The organism is Pseudomonas sp. FP603 (assembly GCF_030687415.1).
GTDB classification, from domain to species: Bacteria; Pseudomonadota; Gammaproteobacteria; order Pseudomonadales; family Pseudomonadaceae; genus Aquipseudomonas; species Aquipseudomonas wuhanensis.
This window is the reverse complement of the sequence record NZ_CP117431.1, coordinates 6598164-6621988: the sequence shown is the minus strand read 5'-3', so window position 1 is coordinate 6621988 and position 23825 is coordinate 6598164. Positions and strand designations below refer to the sequence as shown.

The following is a 23825-nucleotide window of genomic DNA, read 5'->3' as shown; positions in this document are numbered from 1 at the left end:
GCGGAGTTAATGTCACTTCCATCCATGGAAGTTGACAGTTTTCGAGTGGGGCAGCACTAAGCGTTATTAAGAAACTTGCTGAGAAACTGCTTGGTCCGTTCCTCTTTCGGATTGGCAAACAGTGCCTTGGCTTCGCCTTGCTCGACGATCACACCCTTGTCGAAAAACACCACGCGGTTGGCCACGTCCCGGGCAAAGCCCATTTCGTGGGTGACGATCACCATGGTGCGTTTCTCTTCGGCCAGACCGCGGATGGTCGCCAACACTTCGCCCACCAGTTCCGGGTCCAGCGCTGAAGTCGGTTCATCGAACAGGATCACTTCCGGTTCCATCGCCAACGCCCGGGCAATCGCCACACGCTGTTGCTGACCGCCGGAGAGGCGTCGCGGGTAAGCGTCTTCCTTGCCTGCCAGGCCGACCTTGGCCAACAGCTTTTTACCCAGGGCAACGGCTTCGGCACGCGGGATTTTTTTCACCACCAACGGGCCTTCGATCACGTTTTCCAGGGCGGTGCGATGGGGGAATAGGTTGAAGTTCTGGAACACAAAACCCACGTGCTGGCGCAAGCGTCGTACCAGGCTCTGCTGCTGGTTCAGGGGGCGGCTGCCATCGATCTCGATGTCGCCGACCTTGATCCGGCCGCTGCTAGGCTCCTCGAGAAAATTCAGGCAACGCAGAAAGGTGGTCTTGCCCGAGCCACTGGGGCCGATAATCGCCACCACCTCGCCTTCCTTCACCTGCAGATCGATGCCGTTGAGCACCACCTGACCCTTGAACTGCTTTGTCAGTTTTTCCACGACAATCATTGGGTCAGGACTCCTGGTCGTGCCGATTGACCCGCGCTTCCAACTGGTTCTGCAGGTGCGACAGTACAGTCGCCAGAACCCAGTAGATCAGCGCAGCGGCAAGATACATGGTGAAAATTTCGAAGGTACGGGCGGTAATCAGCTGTGCCTGACGGAACAGCTCCGGCACCTGAATGGTGGCCGCCAGCGCAGTGTCCTTGACCAGCGAGATGAAGCTGTTGCCCAAAGGTGGCAAGGCCGTGCGCGCCGCTTGCGGCAGGATGGCCCGGCGCAGGGTTTGCGCGCGGGTCATACCGATACTGGCGGCAGCTTCCCACTGGCCGCGCTCGATGGAGCTGATGGCGGCACGCAGGATTTCGCAGGCGTAGGCCGCCATGTTCAGCGAGAAGCCGATCAGGGCCGCCGGCAGCGGATCAAGTTCGATGCCCAGTTGCGGCAAGCCGTAATAGATCACGAACAGTTGCACCAGCAACGGCGTGCCGCGAAAGAACGACACGTAGATGCGGGCGATCCAGCTCACCAGTTTGAAGCGCGACAGGCGCATCAACGCCAGGCCGAAGCCCATCAGCAGGCCGAAGAACATTCCGCCCAGGCTCAGGATGACCGTGTAGTACGCGCCCTTGAGCAGAAAGGGCGCGGAGTCCAGCGCAAGTTGGAAAGCTTCTTCCATTATTTAGTGACATCAGCGTTGAAGTACTTTTTCGAGATTTTTTCCAGCGTACCGTCGGCGCGCAGTTTCTCGAGGGCCTGGTTCACCGCTGCCAGCAGTTCAGGCTCGCCTTTACGCAGGGCAATACCGGCTTCCTGACGGGAGAATGGTTCGCCGGAAACGGCGGTGTCCTTGGCTTTGGCGGTCAGTTCCAGAGCGGCCAGACGATCCACCAGAATGGCGTCGATGCGGCCTACGCGCAGGTCCTGATACTTGGTTGGGTCATCGTCGTAGGTCTTGATGATGGCTTGCGGGACGTTGTCCTTGAGCCACTGTTCGTAGTTGGTGCCTAGGCCCACACCGACCTTTTTGCCAGCCAGGTCGGCGGCGGTCTTGATGGTGCTTTCGTTCTTTTTCAGGGTCAGGGCCTGAATGCCGGAGATGGTGTAGGGCTCGGAGAAGTCATACTTTTTCTTGCGCTCTTCGGAGATGGTGACCTGGTTGACCACGGCGTCCAGACGCTTGGATTCCAGGGCTGCGAGGATGCCGTCCCACTTGGTCGGTTGCAGTTTGACCTTTACGCCCAGCTCTTTTGCCAGCGCCTCGGACAGTTCCACTTCGAAGCCGGCCAGTTTGCCGTTGGCGTCGACGAAACTGAACGGTGGATAAGTACCTTCCAGACCGACGTTGATCACGCCTGCGTCCTTGATTTTTTGCAGTTGCTCACCGGCAACCGCTTGCCCGAGCAGGCCGGCGCTCAGCGCCAGGCCCAGCGAACCCACCAGCAGATTTCGACGTAATGCGGAAAAATTCATGACAAGCCCCTGTGTTTTCTTATGGAAGACGCTTAAGGAAAGTTGGCAAATTCGGGATTTTAACGACTGCGATATCCTGCCCTAAAGCAGCTTATGCGTCTTGCTGCAAATTCGCCTGCGGCGTGACTATATGATGTTGTCTTTAGATTGGAAAATACTAAATATTAAGTCTGTTATTCTTTTATGAAATATGCGGGATTGCTTGGAGATCGTTCCCACGCTCTGCGTCGGAATGCCTCTAGGGACGCTCCGCGTCCAGTGACGCGGAGCGTCACGGGCTGCATTCCCACGCAGAGCGTGGGAACGATCAGTTATAGAAAGTCTTTGTAGGCAAACAACGCCGGCGCCCCACCGGTGTGCAGGAAGATGATCGGGCCATCATCGAAGCGCTGGCGCCCGATGCCGTCGAGCAAACCGGCCATGGCCTTGCCGGTATACACCGGATCCAGCAACAACCCTTCCTGACTCGCCAGCAGCTTCAGCGCCGACAATGTCCCGGCATTCGGCTCGCCATAACGCGGGCCGAAATATTCGTCCCACAGTTCGATTTTGAAATTCGCCGGCAGGCTCATGCCCAACAGTTCGGCCGTGCGCTCGGCGAGGCCCTGGACTTTCGGTCGTTGTGCTTCATCGCTACGGGAAACGGTCACGCCGATCACTGGCAAATCCGGCAGTACTTCGCTCAATGCCAGCGCCAGGCCGCTGTGGGTGCCGGCACTGCCGGACGCCAGGACCACGGCGGCGAATTGCAGCCCGGTGTCTTTGATCTGTTCGGCCAGTTCCAGGCCTGCACGGACATAACCCAACGCGCCCAATGCATTCGAGCCACCAATCGGCACCAGATATGGCTTCTTGCCGTTGCTGCGCAGACGTCCGGCCAGTGCTTCCAATTGCTCATCGGCATTGTCGAGGTTTTCCACCAGTTCGACCTTGGCATCGAACAGGTCCAGCAACAGCCGATTGCCGTTGCCGACATAGTTGCTGTCGTCGGTGCCGAGCGGATTTTCCAGCAGCGCTACGCAGCCCAGGCCCAGCTTGGCCGCAATGGCGGCGGTCTGGCGCACGTGGTTGGACTGGATTGCGCCAGCAGTGATCAACGTGTCAGCGCCCTGGGCCAAGGCATCGGCGGCCAGGTATTCGAGTTTGCGCAGCTTGTTGCCGCCCAGTGCCAATGGCGTCAGGTCATCGCGTTTGACGTACAGATCGCGGCCCAGCCAGGTCGACAGGCGTTCGAGTTTTTCCAGGGGAGTAGGATGACCGAGCAGGTCGAGGCGGTTAAAGCGGGCAAGCTGTTGTTTGATCATGGGTCCGTACTGGCGGAGGAAGATGTCAGGACTATAGGCACGGGTATTTAGTGGGGCAACTGCCAATCGCTTATAGCCAAAAGTATTGAGCACAGCACTATTGGTTCTTAATTCGGCTGCAAGCCGTTGCCGTAAAGTAATCGCGGTTAACGCGGCCAGACAGTCCGGCCGCCCGTGAGGAGTTTTTACCGTGAGCGAGCGTTCCAGCCATTGGCAATTGCAGACCATCGTCAGCCAACTGCGTACGGCGCGCGACCAGTGGCGCGCACAAAACGGCCGTGCCAGCGGCGAGCAGGGCGGTCGCGAGTTGCCGTCCCGAGCGGCCATGGCGGACATTCTCGAAGCCTTGTGCGGTGCGCTGTTCCCGATGCGATTGGGGCCGGTGGATTTGCGCGAGGAGAGTGAAGATTTTTACGTCGGCCACACACTCGACGTCGCACTGAACGCGTTGCTGGCTCAGGCGCGGCTCGAACTGCGTTACGCCGCTCGCCACAGTGCCCAGGCCGACACTGAAGTCGAGGCCAAAACCATCCAGATCATTCAGGATTTCGCCCTCGCTTTGCCGGGGTTGCGCACTCTGCTGGACACCGACGTACTGGCGGCCTATCACGGCGACCCGGCGGCTCGCAGTGTCGATGAAGTGTTGCTCTGCTATCCGGGAATCCTGGCGGTGATTCACCATCGCCTGGCCCACCATTTGTACCGTGCGGGCTTGCCGCTGCTGGCGCGGATTAGCGCGGAAATCGCCCACTCGGCCACCGGCATCGACATCCATCCGGGGGCGCAGATCGGTCGCAGTTTCTTCATCGACCACGGGACGGGCGTGGTGATTGGCGAGACCGCAATCATTGGCGAGCGCGTGCGGATTTATCAGGCGGTGACTTTGGGCGCCAAACGCTTCCCGGCGGACGAAGATGGCCAGTTGCAGAAGGGCCATCCGCGGCATCCGATCGTCGAGGACGATGTGGTGATCTATGCCGGCGCGACGATTCTGGGGCGGATCACCATCGGCAAGGGCTCGACCATCGGCGGCAACGTCTGGTTGACCCGCAGCGTGCCGGCCGGGTGCAACCTGACCCAGGCGAATCTGCAGCATGATGATGGGACGCAGAAGTAGGGTCCAAAATCTCTAGTGGTCTTTCTGACGCCATCGCGGGCAAGCCACGCTCCCACAGGGTTTGTGTCGAACGGTAATTCCGTGAACGACACGAAACCTGTGGGAGCGGGCTTGCCCGCGATGGTTTCAGGCCAGGCCGAGATAATGGCATCTAGCTAATTTCCCGCCGAACGAATCCCGCAAACCCCGCGTCATACCCTTCCTTGAACTAGTGTAGGAAAGCGACCGCCCAGCCCTGCGATTAGTCCTTAGCCCCCTATCCATGTTTAACTTGAACGCTCATTCAAGTTAAACCGCCGGTTTGCTGCCCGCTCACAACAGGAGGCTTGCCTTTGCCGAGTCCGTTATTGATTGCCCTGTTTCACCCCTTTGAGGTGCACCTTTCATGAGTGCACCGTCCACCCCCACAAGCGGCCAGGTCCGCATGAATCCGCCGGTTTTTTATTTCGCGGCGACCTTTATTTTGTTGTTCGCCGTTGTGGTCATGGCGATGCCCGAACAGGCCGGTGCCTGGCTGTTGCAAGCACAAAACTGGGCGGCCAATACGGTCGGCTGGTACTACATGCTCGCGATGACGCTGTATCTGGTCTTCGTGGTGGTCACCGCCTTGTCTGGCTACGGCAAGATCAAGCTCGGTGCCGACCACGACGAGCCCGAATTCAGCTACCTGTCCTGGGCCGGCATGCTGTTCGCTGCCGGGATCAGCATCACGCTGTTTTTCTTTTGCGTGTCCGAACCGCTGACGCACTTGGCACAACCGCCGCAAGGCGAGGCTGGCACGGCGGATGCGGCACGTCAGGCGATGCAGATTCTGTTTCTGCACTGGGGCCTGCACGGCTGGGGCGTGTTCGCCTTTGTCGGCATGGCGCTGGCCTATTTCGCCTATCGACATAACCTGCCGCTGGCCCTGCGTTCGGCGCTGTATCCACTGATCGGCAAGCGCATCAACGGCCCCATCGGTTACGCAGTGGATGGCTTCGGCATCATCGCCACAGTGTTCGGCCTCGGTGCCGACATGGGCTTTGGCGTATTGCACCTCAACTCGGGCCTGGACTACCTGTTCGGCATCGCCCACACCCAATGGATTCAGGTCGGCCTGATCACGCTGATGATGGGCGCGGCGATCATCGTCGCGGTGTCCGGCGTCGATAAAGGCGTGCGGGTGATGTCCGACATCAACATGCTGCTGGCCTGTGCGCTGCTGCTGTTCGTGTTGTTCGCCGGCCCCACCCAGCACTTGCTCAATACACTGATCCAGAACATCGGCGACTACCTCGGCGCCTTGCCGATGAAGAGTTTCGACCTCTACGCCTACGACAAACCCAGCGACTGGCTGGGCGGCTGGACGGTGTTCTACTGGGCTTGGTGGATTGCATGGTCGCCGTTCGTGGGCCTGTTCATCGCGCGGATTTCCCGTGGCCGGACCATTCGTGAATTCGTCTTCGGCGTGCTGTTGATCCCGCTCGGTTTCACCCTGGCGTGGATGTCGATCTTTGGCAATAGCGCCATTGACCAAGTCCTCAACCACGGCATGAGCGCGCTCGGCCTGTCGGCCATCGACAACCCGTCGATGACCCTGTACTTGCTATTGGAAACCTACCCGTGGAGCAAAACCGTGATTGCGGTCACGGTGTTCATCAGCTTCGTGTTCTTCGTGACCTCAGCCGATTCGGGCACCGTGGTGCTGTCGACGTTGTCCGCCAAGGGCGGTAACCCGGATGAAGACGGGCCGAAATGGCTGCGAGTGTTCTGGGGCGCGATGACCGCGCTGGTGACCAGCGCGCTGCTGTTCTCCGGCAGCATCGATGCTTTGAAGTCAGCGGTGGTGCTGACCTCGTTGCCGTTCTCGATGATTTTGCTGCTGATGATGTGGGGGCTGCACAAGGCGTTTTATCTGGAATCGCAGAAGCAGATCGCGCAACTGCATTCCCTTGCGCCGGTGTCCGGATCACGGCGCGGTGGATGGCGTCAGCGCTTGAGTCAGGCAGTGCATTTCCCGTCGCGGGATGAGGTCTATCGCTTCCTCGATACCACGGTGCGCCCGGCGATTGAAGAGGTGACGGCAGTGTTCGTCGAGAAGGGCTTGCACGTGGTCACTCAGCCCGATCCGGCCAATGACAACGTCAGCCTGGAGATCGGTCATGGCGAACTGCATCCGTTCATCTATCAGGTGCAGATGCGCGGTTACTTCACGCCGTCGTTCGCCCGTGGCGGCATGGGTTCCAAGCAACTCAACAACCGCCGTTACCATCGGGCCGAAGTGCATTTGAGCGAGGGCAGTCAGGATTACGATCTGGTGGGCTACACCAAGGAGCAGGTCATCAACGACATCCTTGACCAGTACGAACGGCACATGCAGTTTTTGCACCTGGTGCGTTGATTGAGGAGGGGCGCTGACGTCTTGTCAGGCGTCGGTGCTCATCGTCATGAACAACACCAGCGCGGCCACCGGTACGCCGAATACCGCGCTACCCACCACCAGTTCGGTGCTCAACGGCTGGCCGGCGTTGACCATGCCGACCACGCCGTTGATCAAGGTCAACGCCAGCCACAGCACGACAAAGCTGTAGGCCAGGGTCTGGCGGGGGAAACCGATTTTCTCGCCGATGAACAGCATCAGCGCCAGAAGGACCAGGCCGAAGAAGATGATGATGGTGGTGTGCATGGTGCGTTCCTCCCCTTCAGATTTGTGGTGTCTTTGAGGCCGTCTTCGCGGGCAAGCCCGCTCCCACAGTGGTCGCGGGTGTTCACAGGAATTGTGTTCACTACCGATCCCTGTGGGAGCGGGTTTGCCCGCGAAGGCGTCCTTACTGCTCACCCCAATACATCGAGCATAGTTAAACCAACCCACCATTCACCCGCAGAATTTGCCCATTCACCCAAGCCGAATCCGGCCCCACCAGAAACGACACAACGCGAGCAATATCCTCCGGCTGACCCAAACGCTCCAGTGGAGGCATCTTGGCGAAGTTCTGGATTTGCTCTTCACTCTTGCCGTGCAAAAACAGCTCCGTCGCCACCGGGCCAGGTGCCACCGCGTTGACGGTAATGTTGCGACCACGCATTTCCTTGGCAAACACCTGGGTCAGGGATTCCACTGCCGCTTTGCTGGCGATGTACACCGCGTAGCCCGGCAAGTTGAGGCCAACGGTGCTGCTGGAGAAGTTGATGATCCGGCCACCGCTGTTCAAACGCGTCGCCGCTTCACGCAAAGTGTTGAACGTGCCGCGCGCGTGGATGTTGAAGGTCTGCTCGAACAGTTCGTCCGTGTGCTGCGCCAACGGCATCACTTTGAGGATGCCGGCGTTGTTGATCAGCACATCGACCTTGCCCAGTTGCGCTTCAGTGTCATCGAACAACCGGCGCACGTCGTCGGCATTGGCCACGTCAGCCTTGACCGCTATGGCCTGATGCCCGGCCTGACGCAACTCCACCACCAGTTTTGATGCTTCAGTGGCGCTGTTGGCGTAGTTGATGGCAACGGCGAACCCTTCGCTGGCGAGTTGTCTGGCGATCACGGCACCTATGCCGCGGGAGGCGCCGGTCACGATGGCAACTTTCAAAGTTTGAGTAGTCATGGTGTTGATTCCTTGGGAGGGGTTTGAAGTGGAGCCAGACTCACATGTTTACTCAGGGCGATAAATGCATGAGAGTTGGCTTGACTGTTCAATAATTGCCAACAATCGATCGTCAGGAGCCCCCGCGTGGATCAAGTCAAAGCGATGAAGGTTTTCGTGCGAATCTACGAGCGCAGCAGCTTCACGCTGGCGGCCAATGACCTGAATCTGCCGCGGGCGACCCTGACTCACACGCTGAATCAGTTCGAAGCCTGGCTCGGTACGCGTTTACTTGAGCGCAGCACCCGCAAGGTGCGTCCTACGCTGGATGGCGAGGCGTACTACTTGCGGTGCGTGCAGTTGCTGGCGGAACTGGAAGAAGCCGAACTGGCATTCCGCAGCGTGGCGCCGAAAGGGCGGTTGCGAGTGGATCTGCACGGCACCTTGGCCAAGCACTTCGTGATCCCCGCGTTGCCGCAATTCATGGCGCGTTACCCGGACATCGAACTGTCCATCAGCGAGGCCGATCGCTTCGTCGACCTGATCGCAGAAGGCGTTGATTGCGTGTTACGCGCCGGTACCTTGGGCGACTCGGCACTGATCGGTAAACGTGTCGCCAACCTGCGCCAGATCACCTGCGCCAGCCCCGCCTACCTGCGCAAATACGGCGAACCGAAAAATCTCGAAGACCTGAAAAACCACCGCGCGGTGAACTACGTTTCGCGCACCACCGCCAAGTTGTTTCCGTTTGAATTCATGGTCGATGGCGAGCTGCAGGAAGTGACCATCGATGGCGCATTGTCGGTGTTCGGTGCGGAGATTTATGCAGCCTCGGCGATTGCAGGCCTGGGCCTTATACAGTGCCCGCATTACCGAATGGAAACGCTGATTTCCCAAGGGGTGGTGCAGGAAATCCTGGTCGACACACCACCGCCAACGATGCCGGTTTCCGTGTTGTATCCCCATAACAAACACATGTCACCACGGGTTCGGGTGTTTGTGGATTGGTTGGGGGAGGTGTTTGCGGGGGCCCGATAACCGATGGTCCGCGGGCAATCTGGCTTGCTTGAGTTAGGCTAATATTTATTAGAGTGTGTATCGTGTGTATTAAAGATGTGATCATCACGTAATGTGCTCAGCAGATGCTGCCCACAAGGACGAAGGTGATGCGAAGTCGGGAAATGATCAGGATGATCGAGGAGGATGGTTGGTATCTGGTGGCCGTGAAAGGTAGCCACCATCAGTACAAGCATTCGTGCAAGTCAGGCAGGGTGACGATAAAGCACCCTGATTCGGATCTTCCCAAAGGCACGATCAACAGCATATTGAAACATGCGGGTCTGAAATGAGGCCCGACATCGGAAACGAAAGCCTCGAAGGGGCCACATCACAGGAAGGACTCATCGAAATGAAATTCCCGGTCGTTCTGCACAAGGATGCCGACTCAGAATACGGAGTGATTATCCCGGACGTGCCGGGATGCTTCTCCGCAGGCGCTACTGTGGCGCAGGCATTTGAAAACGTGAAAGAAGCGTTGGCTTTGCACTACGAAGGTCTGGTCGCCGATGGTGATCCACTGCCGCAGGTGCGTGAAATTGACGCTCATCTTGATAACCCTGATTACGCTGGCGGTGTGTGGGGTGTGGTCGACTTCGATATCACGCCTTACTTCGGCAAGTCGGTGCGCTTCAATGCCACGCTTCCTGAGCAATTGCTTGAGCGTATCGACCAGACGGTCAGACGAGATCAGCGATACAGCTCAAGATCTGGCTTTTTGGCGGCTGCGGCGCTGCGTGAGTTGTCGGCATGAACGTTGAGGGTGGATAGCGGCTCTATGGCGGCAGGTCAGATTTAATAATCTGTGAAACGTTTCAGCATTTTCTCGAGTCCGAGGTTTATCGGCGTTTGTCCAAGCGTATGCTGGGCAACTTGCAAAGCAGTCGATACCACATTCAAGACAGACAAGAGAGGATTCGATGACCTACACCGCTGCCGAAAATCGCTACGATTCCATCCCTTACCGCCGTGTAGGCCGCAGCGGGTTGGTGCTACCGGCACTGTCCCTGGGCTTGTGGCACAACTTCGGCGACAGTACGCCGATCGACACCCAGCGCTCATTGCTGCGTACGGCGTTCGATCTCGGTATCAACCATTTCGACCTGGCCAACAACTACGGCCCACCGTATGGCAGCGCCGAGATCAATTTCGGTCGTTTGCTGCGCGAAGACTTCAAGCAGTACCGCGACGAGTTGATCATCTCCAGCAAGGCCGGTTGGGATATGTGGGCCGGCCCTTACGGCCAGGGCGGGGGGTCTCGTAAATACATATTGGCCAGCCTCGACCAGAGCCTGCAACGCCTGGGCCTCGACTACGTGGACATCTTCTATTCCCACCGCTTCGACCCGGACACGCCGCTGGAAGAAACCGCCAGCGCACTGGCCACCGCCGTGCAGCAGGGTAAGGCGTTGTACATCGGCATCTCGTCCTATTCCGGGGTGAAAACCCGTGAAATCGCCGGGTTGCTGAAAGAGTGGAAAGTGCCATTGCTGATTCATCAACCGGCTTACAACCTGCTGAATCGCTGGGTGGAAAAGGACCTGCTGGACACCACCGATGAGCTCGGCACCGGCGTGATCGCCTTCACGCCATTGGCTCAGGGGCTGTTGACCGACAAGTACCTCAATGGCGTGCCAGCGGATGCGCGGGTCAATCGTCCGGGCGGTGGTTCGTTGCAGGCGTCACACCTGTCCGAAGCCAACATCACCCATGTGCGGGCGCTCAATGAAATCGCCAAGCGCCGTGGTCAGAGCCTGGCGCAACTGGCGTTGGCCTGGACCTTGCGCGATCCACGGGTGACCTCGGCGCTGATTGGCGCGAGCCGGCCGGAGCAGATCATCGAGAACGTCGGGGCGTTGAAGAACCTGAGTTTTAGCGTGGAAGAACTGGCGGAGATTGATCGGTTTGCCCAGGAGGGTGGGGTCAATTTGTGGGAGAAGCCTTCGACGGCGGAGTAAGTGTTCGGCGCGCCGGATCTTCTGGTGCCTGTTTTGGCCCTATCGCGAGCAGGCTCGCTCCCACAAAGTTATCGGTTGGCCACAGAACTTGTGGTCAGCACAGATCCACTGTGGGAGCGAGCTTGCTCGCGATGGGGCCATCAAAGTGAATAAAGAGTTCCGGGGCTCAACGGAAAAACGGCACATCCCCCAACACCGTTGCCCGCTGCATCACCCGCCGCGCCGGGCGGTAATCATCCACGGCGTGATGCTGGGTCACGCGATTGTCCCAGAAGGCGATGTCGTCTTTCTGCCAGCGCCAACGGATGGTGAATTCCGGCCGTGTGGTGTAGGCGAACAAGAATTTCAGAATCACCTCGCTTTCCGTTTCCGAAAGCTCATTGATCTTCGACGTGAACCCTTCATTGACGAACAACGACCGGCGCCCGCTTACCGGATGCGTGCGAATCACCGGGTGCGGTAACGGTGGGTTTTTGCGCCGGGCTTCTTCCCACTGGGTTAAGGCTTCTGGTGTATTGCCATAGCGTTCCAGCGGGAACGAGCGGGTGAAGTCGTGAGTAGCGGTCAGCCCTTCGAGCAGGGTTTTCATCGGCGCGGACAGCGCTTCATATGCCGCAATACCACTGGCCCACAGCGTGTCACCGCCAAACTCCGGCAGCAGTTTGGCGCTGAGCACTGCACCCATCGCCGGGGTCGGCAGGAAGGTCACGTCGGTGTGCCAAATCGCGTTGTCCCGCACGTCGGTGATGGCGGTATCGAGGATCAGCACTTCCGGTTGCTCCGGCACGTTCGGGTAGATCGGGTGGATGTGCAGGTCACCGAAATAGGCGGCGAATCGCGCTTGTTGTTGCGGCTCGATCGGCTGGTCGCGGAAGAACAGCACTTGATACTTGAGCAGTGCCTGCTCGATGGCGTCGCGTTGTTCCAGGTTCAGCGGCTGGCTGATGTCGATGCCGCTGATTTGCGCGCCGAGTGCCGAGCTTAAGGGGACGATGGTCAGGTGGCTCATAGTGGTTCTCTTCAATCCGGGGCGTCGACTGCGGGAGCGATCTGTGGCGAGGTCGCTCCCACATGAATACTCAGTGAGCCTGGCCGTGCCATGGCACCAGTTTGCGTTGCAGCGCACGCAGGCCCATTTCCATGGCGAAGGCGATCAGCGCGATCACCAGAATCCCCAGCACCACCACATCGGTGACCAGGAACTGCGCCGCTGACTGCACCATAAAGCCCAAGCCGCTGGTGGCGGCGATCAACTCGGCGGCCACCAGCGTCGACCAACCCACACCCAGACCAATCCGCACGCCGGTCAAAATGTCCGGCAAGGCACTGGGCAGAATCACATGCCGAATCAACTGCGCCCGAGTCGCGCCCAAGGACTGCGCGGCACGCAATTTCGCCGGGTCGACAGTGCGCACGCCAGTGGCAGTGGCAATGGCGATCGGGGCGAAGATCGCCAGGTAAATCAGCAACACTTTGGACAACTCACCGATACCGCACCAGATCACGATCAGCGGCAGATAAGCCAGCGGCGGAATCGGGCGATAGAACTCGATCAGTGGATCAAGAATGCCGCGAGCGATGCGGTTGTGGCCGATGGCGATGCCCACCGGCACGGCGGTCAGCACCGCGAAGCCCAGGCCCAGACCAATACGGCTGAGGCTCGCGCCCAGGTGCTGCCACAAGGTCGAATCCATGTAGCCGCTGGTTACCAGCAGCCAGCCTTTTTGCAGCACGGCAGACGGCGGCGGCAGGAACAGCGGTTCGATCAACCCAGTGGCTGTGACGGCCCACCAAATGGCAACGAGAGCGACCAGCGTCAGTACACTGATCCAGCGCGTGTTCAAACTGCGACGCAGCGCAATGACCGCCGAGCCCTTCACCTTTGAGCCCGGTTTCACCGTTGCGGCGGGAATTTCATAGGTGCTCATGCGCGCTCCTGCCGCTGGACGGCACTGCGTTGGGAGAACACTTTGGCGAGCACGTGTTCGCGGGTTTCAATAAAACGCGGGTCGGATTTGATCGCCCGCGCCGATTCGCCGGCCGCGTAACGCTGACCAAAGTCCAGGCTCAGACGCTCGACGATTTGCCCGGGATTGGGCGCCAGCAGAATCAGGTCCGTGGCGAGGAACACCGCTTCTTCAATATCGTGGGTAATCAGGAACACCGGTTTGGCGGTGCGCTGCCAGACTTGCAGCAACAGCTCCTGCATCTGTTCGCGGGTGAAGGCGTCGAGGGCACCGAAGGGTTCGTCCATCAGCAAAACCCGAGGATCTGCGGCGAGGGCGCGAGCGAGGCCGACACGTTGTTTCTGCCCGCCCGAGAGCTGCCAGATTCGGCGGTTTTCGAAACCGGAAAGGTCCACCAATGCGAGCATTTCCCGGGCGCGCTGTTCACGTTGTTCTCGCGGAGCGCCGGCCAGTTCCAGACCGAAGCCGACGTTGGCCAGCACGTCCTGCCAGGGCAGCAGGGCGTCGTCCTGGAACACCACGCCGCGCTCGGCACTCGGGCCTTTGACCGGTACGCCGTCAAGGGTGATGCGCCCGGCACTGGGCTCGACGAAACCAGCAATCAGGTTCAACAGCGAGGTCTTGCCACTGCCGGACGGGCCGAGGGCGACCAGCAATTGCCGGGGGCCAAGGCTCAGGGAAATATCCGCCAGCACAGGTTCCACTGCACCGGGGTACTGTGCGCAGATGCGCTCCAGCTGTAGCAAAGCCATCGCGGTTAACTCCCGATCAGTTGGTGATGTACTTGGCGCTGACGTACGGCGCGTAATCCGGCAGCACGGCCTCGACCTTGCCCTGTTCCTTGAGGAACACCGCGGTGTCGGTAATGGCCTTGGTGGTCGGCGCGCCAAGGGTGATCACCTGATCAGCCGCGAGCGGGAAGACGTTGCCTTGCAGCAGCAATGGAATGTCGCTGGCCTTGGCGCCGGAGAGCTTCACCAGTTTGTCGACATTGCTTTGGTTGGCGAGCCAGGCTTTTGGGTCTTTGCGGTAGTCAGCGTAGGCATCGAGGGTCACCTTGGCGAACGCGGTGACGATGTCCGGGTGCTTCTCGGCGAAATCCTTGCGCACGATCCAGGCATCGAAAGTCGGTGCGCCAAACTTGGCCAGTTCGCCCGAGGTGATCAGCACTTTGCCGTTTTCCTTGGCCACACCGAGCGCTGGATCCCACACGTAGGTGGCGTCGATATCACCGCGTTTCCACGCAGCGATGATCGCTGGTGGTGCGAGGTTGAGCACGGTGACTTTCGATGGGTCGATGTTCCAGTGTTTCAGCGCGGCCAGCAGGCTGTAGTGGCCGGTGGAAACGAACGGTACGGCGATTTTCTTGCCGATCAGGTCTTGCGCAGTCTTTATCCCGGAACCATCGCGCGCGACCAGCGCTTCGGCGGCGCCAATCTGGGTGGCGATGAGGAAGGTTTCCACCGGGACTTTGCGGGTGATTGCCGCCGTCAGGGGGCTGGAGCCGAGGTAGCCGATTTGCACATCGCCGGAAGCGATGGCGGCGATGATGTCGGCGCCGTTGTCGAATTTACGCCAGTCGATGTTGGCTTTGGTGGCTTTTTCGTAGGTGCCGTCGGCTTGGGCGACTTTGGCCGGGTCAACGGTGGTCTGGTAGGCGACGGTCACATCTGCCGCCTGAGCCAGGAAACTCGCCGAAGCCAGAAACGCGGCGGCCAGAAGGCGAAGAGGGGAAGTCAGTTTCATCGGGAAGCTCCTTGTCAGGCGACCGAGAGTCGGCGTGAAAAGGAGACTAAATGATATAAGAATCCGAAAATAAATAACTTTTTCGAATTACCTTATGAGCGGAAAATTCTAAGAGAGGCCGTTGTCGATCGTTCCCACGCTCCGCGTGGGAATGCAGCCGGTGACGCTCCGCGTCACCTGGACGCGGAGCGTCCCTTGAGGCATTACCACGCAGAGCGTGGGAACGATCGGAGCGAGGCTTGCCCGCGATAAGGTCCGCAGGATCTTCTGAGTCTAGTTGCTGATCGCCAGAATACTCGCCTGATACGCCCCGACAAACACATCAAAATCGCCGACTTCGTTCTGTTCCAGCTCCACCTGCTGAGCCAACGACGAACGCGCCAGCTCTTCAAATCTAGCCTGTTCTTCGGCTGAAAGCGGCTCGCTACGGAAAAATTCCGCATGCACCTGACTCTGACGCAAGGAGAACTGAGCGAAGCTTTCCTTGTGCTCGGCCATCGCCGCCAACACCTGAGCCGATGGCGTCAGGGACGAATCCTTGACCTTGGCCATTTGGGCGTCCAGTGCCTTGCTGTGGGCATCGCCGCCATGGCTTTGATCCAGCAACGCCGCCAATGGCGCAATTTTTTCCAGCAATTCGCCGGCCCATTCCTTCAGGTCTACCGGGTGCCCGTCGCGTTGCAATTGCAGGCCCGGACGACGACCTTCCTTGACCACGCTGAGGAAGTTAGACGTCGCGTTGCCACAACTGGTACTGGTCAGCAGCGGGCTTTCGTTCAGCGCGCAGTACAACAGGAACGCATCAAGGAACCGCGACTCGGTGAGGTCGATGCCCATCGGCAGGAACGGGTTGATGTCCAGGCAGCGCACTTCGACGTACTGAATGCCACGGGCCACCAGCGCCTGGATCGGGTCGTTCGCCGGTATAGGTCACACGTTTCGGACGGATGTTGGAGTAGTACTCGTTTTCGATCTGCAGGATGTTGGTGTTGAGCTGAACCCACTCACCGTCCTGGTGCGTACCGATCTCGACGTACGGCGGATACGGCGTGGCCACGGCTTTGCGCAGGCTGTCGGTGTAGCTGGTCAGATCGTTGTAGCACGGTGTCAGACCGGCCTGAGCGTTGCTCTGGTAACCCAGGTCGCTCATGCGCAGGCTCGTGGCGTACGGCAGATACAAGGTGTCCGGGTCCAGCTGTTCCAGCTGATGCGAGCGACCACGCAGGAAACCGGCGTCCAGCGCAGGCGAGGCGCCGAACAGGTACATCAGCAGCCAGCTGTAGCGGCGGAAGTTGCGGATCAGCGCGATGTAGGCCGACGACTGATAGTCGCGATCGGTGCCGACAAAGCCTTCGGCCTCTTTAAGCAGCGGCCAGAGCTTTTCCGGCAGGGGAAAAGTTGTAGTGGATCCCGGCGATGCATTGCATGGTCTTGCCGTAACGCAGCGCCAGGCCCTTGCGATAGACGTACTTGAGCTGACCGATGTTGGAGGTGCCGTAATAAGCGATCGGGATGTCTTCCTCGGCCGGCAACGGGCACGGCATCGATGGGCTCCACAGGTACTCATTGCCGAGCTTGCTGTAGGCAAACCGGTGAATTTTGTCCAGGCTCGCCAGCGTATCCGCCGGGTCTGGCAGGGCGGGCGTGATGAACTCCAGCAGCGACTCGGAATAGTCGGTGGTGATTTGTTCATTGGTCAGCGCGGAACCCAATGCTTCAGGGTGCGGCGTTTGCGCCAGGCGCCCTTCGCCTGTCACGCGCAGGCATTCACGTTCGATGCCGTGAAGGCACTGTTCGAGCAGAGAGAGGTTAGCGCGCTCGCCGAGCAGAGCCAGGCGGCGGTTGAGAAGTTCGCTCAAGTTGGATTCCTTCACGCGTCAGTCGCCCCAATATGGGGGTGGGCAAGACGGTCTACAAGGGTGAAGTTGAAACTGGCGTTTTCGCCTGGTTTTCGGGCCTGACAGGCCATATGCCGATTATTCAAGAACTGCACGATCCCTGTGGAAGCGGCGGTGCGACGATTCGACTTGCCCGCGATGTGGGAGTGTCAGTCACCGTTTATGTCGTCTGACACACCGCCATCGCGGGCAAGTCGAATCGTCGCACCGCAGCTCCCACAGGTTGCTTTGCGTTGAAATTAACTCAAATTGATGGCTTCTAGCTACAGGACAGCGAACGTGCCTTGTGCTTTTGCGACGAGTTTGTCGCCTTGCATCACGTCGGCTTCGACCACCAGCGTGCGGCGGCCCGGGTGGATCACCCGTGCCGTGCACATCACTTCACCGTCGGCGACGGCGCGGATGTAGTTGATCTTGCACTCGATGGTTGCGCTCTGCTGGTCAAAGCCGTGGGTGCTGGAACAGGCCAGCCCCATGGCAATGTCGACCAGACTGAACAGGGCCCCGCCGTGCAGCTTGCCGCCGCGATTACGCAGTTCTGGCTCCAGTGCCAGGGCGACTTGCGCCACCCCGGTTTCCAGACTGTGCAAGCGACACCCCAGCAGCTTGAAAAACGCGCTTTCGGTCAAGCCGGCCGGGATTTCCATCAGCGTTTTTTCAACTGTTTGGCGTTAGCGAACAGCGAGGCCATGGCGTTGTTGGCCGGGGCTGCCGTCGTGGTTTCCTTGCGCGGTGCGCTGTTCTGGGATTGGCGTGGTGCCGAACCCGGACGCGCGCCACGGGCACCGTCGATTTTCTCGCCCGGGGTATCGCTCATGCGCATCGACAGGCCAACGCGTTTGCGCGGGATGTCGACTTCCATGACCTTCACCTTGACCACATCACCCGCCTTCACCGCTTCACGCGGATCCTTGATGAACTTCTCCGACAGCGCGGAGATGTGTACCAGACCGTCCTGATGCACGCCGATGTCGACGAAGGCACCGAAGTTGGTCACGTTGGTGACCACGCCTTCGAGGATCATCCCCAGTTGCAAGTCCTTGAGGTCTTCGACGCCTTCCTGGAACTCGGCGGTCTTGAACTCGGGACGCGGGTCGCGGCCGGGCTTTTCCAGCTCTTGCAGGATGTCGGTGACCGTCGGCAGACCAAAGGTTTCGTCGGTGTACTTCTTCGGATCCAGGCGCTTGAGGAACGCGGCGTCACCAATCAGCGAGCGAATGTCGCGGTCGGTTTCAGCGGCAATGCGTTGCACCAGCGGATAGGCTTCCGGGTGGACCGCGGACGAATCCAATGGGTTGTCGCCATTCATCACGCGCAGGAAACCGGCGGCCTGTTCAAAGGTTTTTTCACCCAGACGCGCGACTTTTTTCAGCGCCGCACGGGTTTTGAAGGCGCCGTGCTCGTCGCGGTGGCTGACGATGTTCTGCGCCAAGGTCGCATTGAGGCCGGAGATACGCGCCAGCAGCGCCACGGAGGCGGTGTTGACGTCGACGCCCACGGCGTTCACGCAGTCTTCGACAACGGCGTCCAGGCCGCGCGCCAGTTTCAGCTGCGACACGTCGTGCTGGTACTGGCCGACGCCGATGGATTTCGGATCGATCTTCACCAACTCGGCCAGCGGATCCTGCAGGCGACGGGCAATCGACACCGCGCCACGGATCGACACGTCGAGGTCCGGGAATTCCTTGGAGGCCAGTTCCGACGCTGAGTACACCGATGCTCCGGCCTCGGAGACCATGACTTTGGTCATCTTCATGGCTGGGTATTTTTTGATCAGTTCAGCAGCGAGCTTGTCGGTTTCACGGCTGGCGGTGCCGTTGCCGATGGCGATCAGGTCCACCGAATGCTTGGCGCACAGGGCAGCCAGAATCGCGATGGTCTGGTCCCACTTGTTGTGCGGCACGTGAGGGTAAACCGTGGCGTGATCCAGCAGTTTGCCGGTGGCATCGACCACGGCGACCTTGCAACCGGTGCGCAGGCCCGGGTCGAGGCCCAAGGTGGCACGCGGGCCGGCCGGAGCCGAGAGCAGCAAGTCGTGCAGGTTGTGTGCGAAAACGTTGATCGCTTCGGTTTCCGCGCCATCGCGCAGCTCGCCCAGCAGGTCGGTTTCCAGGTGGGTGTAGAGCTTGACCTTCCAGGTCCAGCGCACCACTTCGCCCAGCCATTTGTCGGCGGCACGGTTCTGGTTCTGGATGCCGAATTGCTGGCCGATCATGCCTTCGCACGGGTGCATGGTGCCCGGCAGTTCCTCGCCGACTTTCAGCGCGGAACTCAGAATGCCTTCGTTACGGCCACGGAAAATCGCCAGCGCGCGGTGCGATGGCATGCTTTTCAGCGGTTCGTCGTGTTCGAAATAGTCGCGGAACTTGGCGCCTTCCTCTTCCTTGCCGGCGATCACGCGGGCACTGAGGGTGGCTTCCTGCTTGAGATAGTTGCGCAACTTGTCCAGCAGGCCGGCGTCTTCGGCGAAACGCTCCATGAGGATGTACTTGGCGCCTTCAAGGGCGGCTTTCACATCGGCCACGCCTTTTTCGGCGTCGATGAAGCGCGCGGCTTCGGCTTCAGGGTTCAGGCTCGGGTCGTTGAACAGGCCGTCGGCCAGCTCGCCGAGACCGGCTTCCAGGGCGATCTGGCCCTTGGTGCGGCGCTTCTGCTTGTACGGCAGGTACAAGTCTTCGAGACGGGTCTTGGTGTCGGCGAGTTTGATGTCGCGCTCAAGTTGCGGGGTCAGTTTGCCCTGTTCTTGAATGCTGGCGAGGATGCTGATCCGCCGTTCGTCGAGTTCTCGCAGGTAGCGCAGACGCTCTTCCAGATGACGCAACTGGATGTCATCGAGGCTGCCGGTCACTTCTTTCCGGTAGCGGGCGATGAAGGGAACGGTAGAGCCTTCATCGAGTAGCGCGACGGCCGCTTCGACCTGTTGTGGGCGTACACCGAGTTCCTCGGCGATGCGGCTGTTGATGCTGTCCATAAAACCACCTGACAAATTGTGAAAGCAGGCTCGCAGGCGCAGAGATAAGGGCTCGGCGAGTCTGGTTGAGCGGCCTGGCGTGCGCCGCTACCTGAGCCAACAGGCTTCCCGTTGACCCGTGAAATCGAACAATTACTGCCAGCGCCATGAAAAAAAAGCGGCTGCTTACAGTAACGATCAGACGTTGCCTGACACAAAAGGCCGCGCATTATAACCAGCGTTCTGTCCATTCGGGGGCATCGCTGGTTGCAGGCACAATGCCCGGTTTTCTGGCGGTGAAGGAAAAATCTGCTAACAATGCACACGGTGCGTATAACGGCAGCTACGCCATAATGCGCGCCGAGATCAAAGGAGCATCCAATGAGCAGCACTGCAAACATTGCTGAAGGCGAAAAAATTCTTATTGTTGACGACGATCCTGGGCTGAGCAGCCTGCTGGAACGCTTTTTCGTCAGTAAGGGCTACCGTGCCCGCGCCGTCCCGAACACTGAACAAATGGATCGCCTGCTGGCGCGTGAAGTGTTCAACCTGGTCGTCCTCGACCTGATGCTGCCCGGCGAAGACGGCCTGACCGCTTGCCGTCGCCTGCGCACGGCGAACAATCAGATTCCGATCATCATGCTGACCGCCAAGGGTGATGAGCTTAGCCGCATCAAGGGCCTGGAACTGGGCGCCGACGATTACCTGGCCAAGCCGTTCAACCCGGACGAGCTGATGGCTCGGGTCAAGGCGGTTCTGCGTCGTCAGGCGGCACCGGTGCCGGGCGCCCCGGGCAGCGAAGACGAAAGCGTGACCTTCGGTGACTACGAACTGTCCCTGGCCACCCGCGAGCTCAAACGCGGCGACGAAGTGCACATGCTCACCACCGGTGAGTTTGCGGTACTCAAGGCGTTGGTCATGAACGCGCGTCAACCACTGACCCGCGACAAGCTGATGAATCTGGCCCGTGGCCGCGAGTGGGATGCTTTGGAGCGTTCCATCGACGTGCAGATTTCGCGTCTGCGCCGGATGATCGAGCCCGATCCGTCCAAACCACGCTACATCCAGACTGTCTGGGGCGTGGGTTACGTGTTCGTTCCGGATGGCGCCGCCACGAAGTGATCGGTGATTTGTAGGAGCGGGTCTTGCGGGTAATGGGTCAGATGACCGTTCCCGCAGACCCGCGACCCGCAATATGCGAGCATGCTCGCTCCTGCAAGTGTGTAGCGGTTACCCATGAAAACCCCTGTTTGGTTCCCTCAGAGCTTCTTCTCCCGCACCCTGTGGCTGGTGCTGATCGTCGTCCTGTTCTCCAAGGCGCTGACCCTGGTTTATCTGTTGATGAACGAAGATGTGCTGGTGGATCGCCAATACAGCCACGGCGTCGCCCTGACGCTGCGCGCCTATTGGGCCGCCGATGAAGAAAACCGCACCAAAATCGCCGATGCCGCGACCCTGATCCGGGTGGTGGGTGCCGGTGTGCCGGAAGGCGAACAGCACTGGCCTTACAGCGAGATCTACCAGCGGCAAATGCAGGCTGAACTGGGTGCCGACACCGAGGTGCGATTACGCATGCATTCGCCGCCGGCGCTGTGGGTCCGGGCGCCCAGTCTGGGCGATGGCTGGCTGAAAGTGCCGCTGTACCCGCATCCATTACGTGGCCAGAAAATCTGGAACGTGCTCGGCTGGTTCCTCGCCATTGGCCTGCTGTCCACCGCCTCGGCGTGGATCTTCGTCAGCCAGCTCAATCAACCGTTGAAACGTCTGGTCTATGCCGCAAGGCAACTCGGTCAGGGCCGCAGCGTGCGCCTGCCGATCAGCGACACACCGAGCGAAATGACTGAGGTTTATCGCGCCTTCAACCAGATGGCTGAAGACGTCGAACAGGCCGGTCGTGAGCGTGAGCTGATGCTGGCCGGGGTCTCCCACGACCTGCGCACGCCACTGACCCGATTGCGACTGTCCCTGGAACTGATGGGCGATCACAGTGACCTGACAGACGACATGATCCGCGACATCGAAGACATGGACGCGATTCTGGATCAGTTCCTGGCGTTCATTCGCGACGGTCGTGACGAGTCGGTGGAAGAGGTTGACCTGATCGATCTGGTTCGCGAAGTCGCCGCGCCGTACAACCAGAACGAAGAGAAAGTGCACTTGCGCCTGGAACCGATCCAGCCGTTCCCGTTGCGTCGGGTGTCGATGAAGCGACTGCTGAACAACCTGATCGGCAATGCGCTGCATCACGCCGGCAGTGGAGTGGAAGTGGCGGCTTATGTGTCCGGGGATACCAGCGCGCCGTATGTGGTGCTGAGTGTCATGGACCGTGGCGCGGGGATTGATCCGTCGGAGCTGGAGGCGATCTTCAACCCGTTCACCCGTGGCGATCGGGCCCGGGGCGGGAAGGGGACCGGGTTGGGGTTGGCAATCGTGAAGCGGATCGCTTCGATGCATGGCGGGAATGTCGAGCTGCGCAACCGGTCCGGTGGTGGGCTGGAAGCGCGAGTACGGTTACCGCTTGGGTTGATGCTGCCTAGAGACGCGGTTTAAAGGCTGGCCCTTACGCTGGGGTTGGTGGCCCCTTCGCGGGCAAGCCCGCTCCCACAGGGATCACCTGAATCCTGTGGGAGCGGGCTTGCCCGCGAAGGCGGCCTTCCAGCCGCCATAAATTTCAGGGTTTAACCCTTGCCTTTGGTCCGAGTCATATTCGGCCCGCCATTTTTCTCCAAGTGCTCAATGATGATCCCGGCCACGTTCTTCCCGGTGGTGGTTTCGATCCCCTCCAGCCCCGGCGACGAGTTCACTTCCATCACCAGCGGTCCATGATTGGAGCGCAGGATATCCACACCCGCCACCGCCAAACCCATGACCTTCGCTGCACGCAACGCGGTCATGCGCTCTTCCGGGGTAATCTTGATCAGGCTCGCACTGCCACCGCGATGCAGATTGGAGCGAAACTCCCCTGGCTTGGCCTGGCGCTTCATCGCCGCGATCACCTTGTCGCCCACCACGAAACAACGGATGTCCGCGCCGCCGGCTTCCTTGATGTATTCCTGAACCATGATGTTCTGCTTCAGGCCCATGAAGGCCTCGATCACTGACTCCGCCGCCGTGGCCGTTTCACACAGCACCACGCCGATGCCCTGGGTGCCTTCCAGCACCTTGATCACCAGCGGCGCGCCGTTGACCATCTCGATCAAGTCGGGAATGTCATCCGGGGAGTGGGCAAAACCGGTGACCGGCAAACCGATCCCCCGGCGCGACAACAATTGCAGGGAACGCAGTTTGTCTCGCGAACGGGCGATGGCCACCGATTCATTGAGCGGAAACACCCCCATCATTTCGAACTGGCGCAGCACCGCGCAGCCATAAAACGTGACCGATGCGCCGATCCGCGGGATCACTGCATCGAAACCCTCCAGCGGTTTGCCGCGGTAGTGGATCTGCGGCTTGTGGCTGGCAATGTTCATGTAGGCGCGCAGGGTGTCGATCACCACCATTTCATGGCCACGCTCTATACCGGCTTCGACCAGACGACGGGTGGAATACAGACGCGGGTTCCGCGACAGCACAGCGATCTTCATGCAACACCTGTGGAGAGGGTAGATACCGGGAACACCGGCTTGTCTTGTACATATTTGATGCCCGGATTGACCACCAACTGGCCGTCGATCAAGGCTTTGGAACCGAGTAACAGGCGATAACGCATGGACTTGCGGCAGGCGAGGGTGAACTCGACCCGCCAGACCCGATCACCGAGGGCCAGGGTGGTGCTGACCACATAGCGCATCTGCGCATGGCCATTGGAGCTTTTAATGGTTTTCCTCGTTACCAGCGGGGCTTCGCAGCGCCGATGCCGCAGTTGCACCACCGTGCCCAGGTGCGCAGTGAAGCGCACCCACTGTTCGCCGTCGCGCTCAAACGGCTCGATGTCGGTTGCGTGCAGGCTGGAGGTGCTGGCGCCGGTGTCGATTTTTGCCCGAAGGCCCGCGACTCCCAAAT

22 protein-coding genes and 1 pseudogene are annotated in these 23825 nt (G+C 59.8%); 8 read left to right on the top strand and 15 right to left on the bottom strand.

The window, feature by feature from the left end; all coding sequences use genetic code 11:
• Positions 1–56 precede the first annotated feature (56 nt).
• The 4 genes from tcyN to PSH65_RS30525 all read right to left on the bottom strand — a co-directional run bounded on the left by tcyN (position 57) and on the right by PSH65_RS30525 (position 3574).
• Positions 57–806: an L-cystine ABC transporter ATP-binding protein TcyN gene (tcyN, locus tag PSH65_RS30540; RefSeq protein ID WP_008068688.1), complete on the bottom strand. Its 750-nt coding sequence runs from the start codon at positions 804–806 to the stop codon at positions 57–59.
• 4 nt (positions 807–810) lie between these two features.
• Positions 811–1476 (bottom strand): cystine ABC transporter permease, encoded by a 666-nt coding sequence (tcyL, locus tag PSH65_RS30535; RefSeq protein WP_305424219.1) that lies wholly within the window; start codon positions 1474–1476, stop codon positions 811–813.
• Positions 1476–2270 (bottom strand): cystine ABC transporter substrate-binding protein, encoded by a 795-nt coding sequence (gene tcyJ / locus PSH65_RS30530; protein ID WP_305424218.1) that lies wholly within the window; start codon positions 2268–2270, stop codon positions 1476–1478. The genes tcyL and tcyJ overlap by 1 nt, the downstream gene beginning before the upstream one ends.
• A gap of 311 nt (positions 2271–2581) precedes the next feature.
• Complete coding sequence (locus PSH65_RS30525) at positions 2582–3574, bottom strand: D-cysteine desulfhydrase (RefSeq protein WP_305424217.1); 993 nt, start codon at positions 3572–3574, stop codon at positions 2582–2584.
• A gap of 190 nt (positions 3575–3764) precedes the next feature.
• Between PSH65_RS30525 and epsC the strand changes: the two genes are divergently transcribed.
• Both epsC and betT read left to right on the top strand, forming a co-directional pair.
• A complete protein-coding gene (gene epsC, locus PSH65_RS30520; RefSeq protein WP_008005160.1) occupies positions 3765–4691 on the top strand; it encodes a serine O-acetyltransferase EpsC in 927 nt (308 codons plus the stop codon).
• A gap of 424 nt (positions 4692–5115) precedes the next feature.
• Positions 5116–7071 carry a choline transporter BetT gene (gene betT, locus PSH65_RS30515; RefSeq protein WP_305427071.1) on the top strand — a complete coding sequence of 652 codons (1956 nt, stop codon included), beginning with the start codon at positions 5116–5118 and terminating at the stop codon, positions 7069–7071.
• A gap of 24 nt (positions 7072–7095) precedes the next feature.
• Here the strand turns inward: betT and PSH65_RS30510 are convergent, their stop codons facing one another.
• Entirely contained in the window at positions 7096–7356 is a 261-nt protein-coding gene (locus PSH65_RS30510; protein ID WP_305424216.1) for a hypothetical protein, read from the bottom strand.
• A gap of 172 nt (positions 7357–7528) precedes the next feature.
• Entirely contained in the window at positions 7529–8269 is a 741-nt protein-coding gene (locus PSH65_RS30505; RefSeq protein WP_305424215.1) for an SDR family oxidoreductase, read from the bottom strand.
• 126 nt (positions 8270–8395) lie between these two features.
• On the opposite strand from PSH65_RS30505, the gene PSH65_RS30500 reads away from it, so the two are divergent.
• The 4 genes from PSH65_RS30500 (at position 8396) to mgrA (ending at position 11262) form a co-directional block, all read left to right on the top strand.
• A complete protein-coding gene (locus PSH65_RS30500) occupies positions 8396–9286 on the top strand; it encodes a LysR family transcriptional regulator (protein ID WP_305424214.1) in 891 nt (296 codons plus the stop codon).
• 128 nt (positions 9287–9414) lie between these two features.
• Complete coding sequence (locus PSH65_RS30495) at positions 9415–9597, top strand: type II toxin-antitoxin system HicA family toxin (protein WP_305424213.1); 183 nt, start codon at positions 9415–9417, stop codon at positions 9595–9597.
• A complete protein-coding gene (locus PSH65_RS30490; RefSeq protein ID WP_173667514.1) occupies positions 9594–10058 on the top strand; it encodes a type II toxin-antitoxin system HicB family antitoxin in 465 nt (154 codons plus the stop codon). The genes PSH65_RS30495 and PSH65_RS30490 overlap by 4 nt, the downstream gene beginning before the upstream one ends.
• Before the next feature lie 166 nt (positions 10059–10224).
• Positions 10225–11262 carry an L-glyceraldehyde 3-phosphate reductase gene (mgrA, locus tag PSH65_RS30485; protein WP_305424212.1) on the top strand — a complete coding sequence of 346 codons (1038 nt, stop codon included), beginning with the start codon at positions 10225–10227 and terminating at the stop codon, positions 11260–11262.
• Between the two features lie 166 nt (positions 11263–11428).
• Here mgrA and tauD read toward each other — a convergent pair whose 3' ends face one another.
• The 7 genes and pseudogenes from tauD to PSH65_RS30450 all read right to left on the bottom strand — a co-directional run bounded on the left by tauD (position 11429) and on the right by PSH65_RS30450 (position 19844).
• Positions 11429–12271 carry a taurine dioxygenase gene (gene tauD / locus PSH65_RS30480; RefSeq protein ID WP_305424211.1) on the bottom strand — a complete coding sequence of 281 codons (843 nt, stop codon included), beginning with the start codon at positions 12269–12271 and terminating at the stop codon, positions 11429–11431.
• A 70-nt stretch (positions 12272–12341) separates the two neighbouring features.
• On the bottom strand, positions 12342–13190 hold the full coding sequence (tauC, locus tag PSH65_RS30475; RefSeq protein ID WP_305424210.1) for a taurine ABC transporter permease TauC: 849 nt from the start codon (positions 13188–13190) through the stop codon (positions 12342–12344).
• Complete coding sequence (tauB, locus tag PSH65_RS30470; protein WP_305424209.1) at positions 13187–13981, bottom strand: taurine ABC transporter ATP-binding subunit; 795 nt, start codon at positions 13979–13981, stop codon at positions 13187–13189. The genes tauC and tauB overlap by 4 nt, the downstream gene beginning before the upstream one ends.
• 16 nt (positions 13982–13997) lie before the next feature.
• Positions 13998–14975, bottom strand: coding sequence for a taurine ABC transporter substrate-binding protein (gene tauA, locus PSH65_RS30465; RefSeq protein WP_305424208.1), 978 nt, complete (start codon positions 14973–14975; stop codon positions 13998–14000).
• Between the two features lie 273 nt (positions 14976–15248).
• Positions 15249–16834 (bottom strand): annotated as a pseudogene (gshA, locus tag PSH65_RS30460) (glutamate--cysteine ligase).
• A 302-nt stretch (positions 16835–17136) separates the two neighbouring features.
• Complete coding sequence (locus tag PSH65_RS30455) at positions 17137–17520, bottom strand: PaaI family thioesterase (RefSeq protein WP_008076564.1); 384 nt, start codon at positions 17518–17520, stop codon at positions 17137–17139.
• Positions 17520–19844, bottom strand: coding sequence for a Tex family protein (locus PSH65_RS30450; RefSeq protein ID WP_305424207.1), 2325 nt, complete (start codon positions 19842–19844; stop codon positions 17520–17522). Before PSH65_RS30450 ends, PSH65_RS30455 begins: the two co-directional genes overlap by 1 nt.
• Before the next feature lie 360 nt (positions 19845–20204).
• On the opposite strand from PSH65_RS30450, the gene ompR reads away from it, so the two are divergent.
• Positions 20205–20945, top strand: a complete 741-nt coding sequence (ompR, locus tag PSH65_RS30445; RefSeq protein WP_007903084.1) for a two-component system response regulator OmpR — start codon at positions 20205–20207, stop codon at positions 20943–20945.
• Between the two features lie 114 nt (positions 20946–21059).
• Entirely contained in the window at positions 21060–22373 is a 1314-nt protein-coding gene (locus tag PSH65_RS30440) for an ATP-binding protein (RefSeq protein WP_305424206.1), read from the top strand.
• 128 nt (positions 22374–22501) lie between these two features.
• Here the strand turns inward: PSH65_RS30440 and rimK are convergent, their stop codons facing one another.
• Entirely contained in the window at positions 22502–23407 is a 906-nt protein-coding gene (gene rimK, locus PSH65_RS30435) for a 30S ribosomal protein S6--L-glutamate ligase (protein ID WP_007903081.1), read from the bottom strand.
• Positions 23404–23823, bottom strand: a complete 420-nt coding sequence (locus PSH65_RS30430) for an ATP-dependent zinc protease (protein WP_305427070.1) — start codon at positions 23821–23823, stop codon at positions 23404–23406. The genes rimK and PSH65_RS30430 overlap by 4 nt, the downstream gene beginning before the upstream one ends.
• Positions 23824–23825: the final 2 nt, after the last annotated feature.

Excerpts from the sequence above, each read along its gene's own strand:
- tcyN (WP_008068688.1), bottom strand. The coding sequence starts at position 806 with ATGATTGTCGTGGAAAAACTGACAAAGCAGTTCAAGGGTCAGGTGGTG.
- tcyL (WP_305424219.1), bottom strand. The coding sequence starts at position 1,476 with ATGGAAGAAGCTTTCCAACTTGCGCTGGACTCCGCGCCCTTTCTGCTC.
- tcyJ (WP_305424218.1), bottom strand. The coding sequence starts at position 2,270 with ATGAATTTTTCCGCATTACGTCGAAATCTGCTGGTGGGTTCGCTGGGC.
- PSH65_RS30525 (WP_305424217.1), bottom strand. The coding sequence starts at position 3,574 with ATGATCAAACAACAGCTTGCCCGCTTTAACCGCCTCGACCTGCTCGGT.
- betT (WP_305427071.1), top strand. The coding sequence starts at position 5,116 with ATGAATCCGCCGGTTTTTTATTTCGCGGCGACCTTTATTTTGTTGTTC.
- PSH65_RS30510 (WP_305424216.1), bottom strand. The coding sequence starts at position 7,356 with ATGCACACCACCATCATCATCTTCTTCGGCCTGGTCCTTCTGGCGCTG.
- PSH65_RS30505 (WP_305424215.1), bottom strand. The coding sequence starts at position 8,269 with ATGACTACTCAAACTTTGAAAGTTGCCATCGTGACCGGCGCCTCCCGC.
- PSH65_RS30495 (WP_305424213.1), top strand. The coding sequence starts at position 9,415 with ATGCGAAGTCGGGAAATGATCAGGATGATCGAGGAGGATGGTTGGTAT.
- PSH65_RS30490 (WP_173667514.1), top strand. The coding sequence starts at position 9,594 with ATGAGGCCCGACATCGGAAACGAAAGCCTCGAAGGGGCCACATCACAG.
- mgrA (WP_305424212.1), top strand. The coding sequence starts at position 10,225 with ATGACCTACACCGCTGCCGAAAATCGCTACGATTCCATCCCTTACCGC.
- tauD (WP_305424211.1), bottom strand. The coding sequence starts at position 12,271 with ATGAGCCACCTGACCATCGTCCCCTTAAGCTCGGCACTCGGCGCGCAA.
- tauC (WP_305424210.1), bottom strand. The coding sequence starts at position 13,190 with ATGAGCACCTATGAAATTCCCGCCGCAACGGTGAAACCGGGCTCAAAG.
- tauB (WP_305424209.1), bottom strand. The coding sequence starts at position 13,981 with ATGGCTTTGCTACAGCTGGAGCGCATCTGCGCACAGTACCCCGGTGCA.
- tauA (WP_305424208.1), bottom strand. The coding sequence starts at position 14,975 with ATGAAACTGACTTCCCCTCTTCGCCTTCTGGCCGCCGCGTTTCTGGCT.
- PSH65_RS30455 (WP_008076564.1), bottom strand. The coding sequence starts at position 17,520 with ATGGAAATCCCGGCCGGCTTGACCGAAAGCGCGTTTTTCAAGCTGCTG.
- PSH65_RS30450 (WP_305424207.1), bottom strand. The coding sequence starts at position 19,844 with ATGGACAGCATCAACAGCCGCATCGCCGAGGAACTCGGTGTACGCCCA.
- ompR (WP_007903084.1), top strand. The coding sequence starts at position 20,205 with ATGAGCAGCACTGCAAACATTGCTGAAGGCGAAAAAATTCTTATTGTT.
- PSH65_RS30440 (WP_305424206.1), top strand. The coding sequence starts at position 21,060 with ATGAAAACCCCTGTTTGGTTCCCTCAGAGCTTCTTCTCCCGCACCCTG.
- rimK (WP_007903081.1), bottom strand. The coding sequence starts at position 23,407 with ATGAAGATCGCTGTGCTGTCGCGGAACCCGCGTCTGTATTCCACCCGT.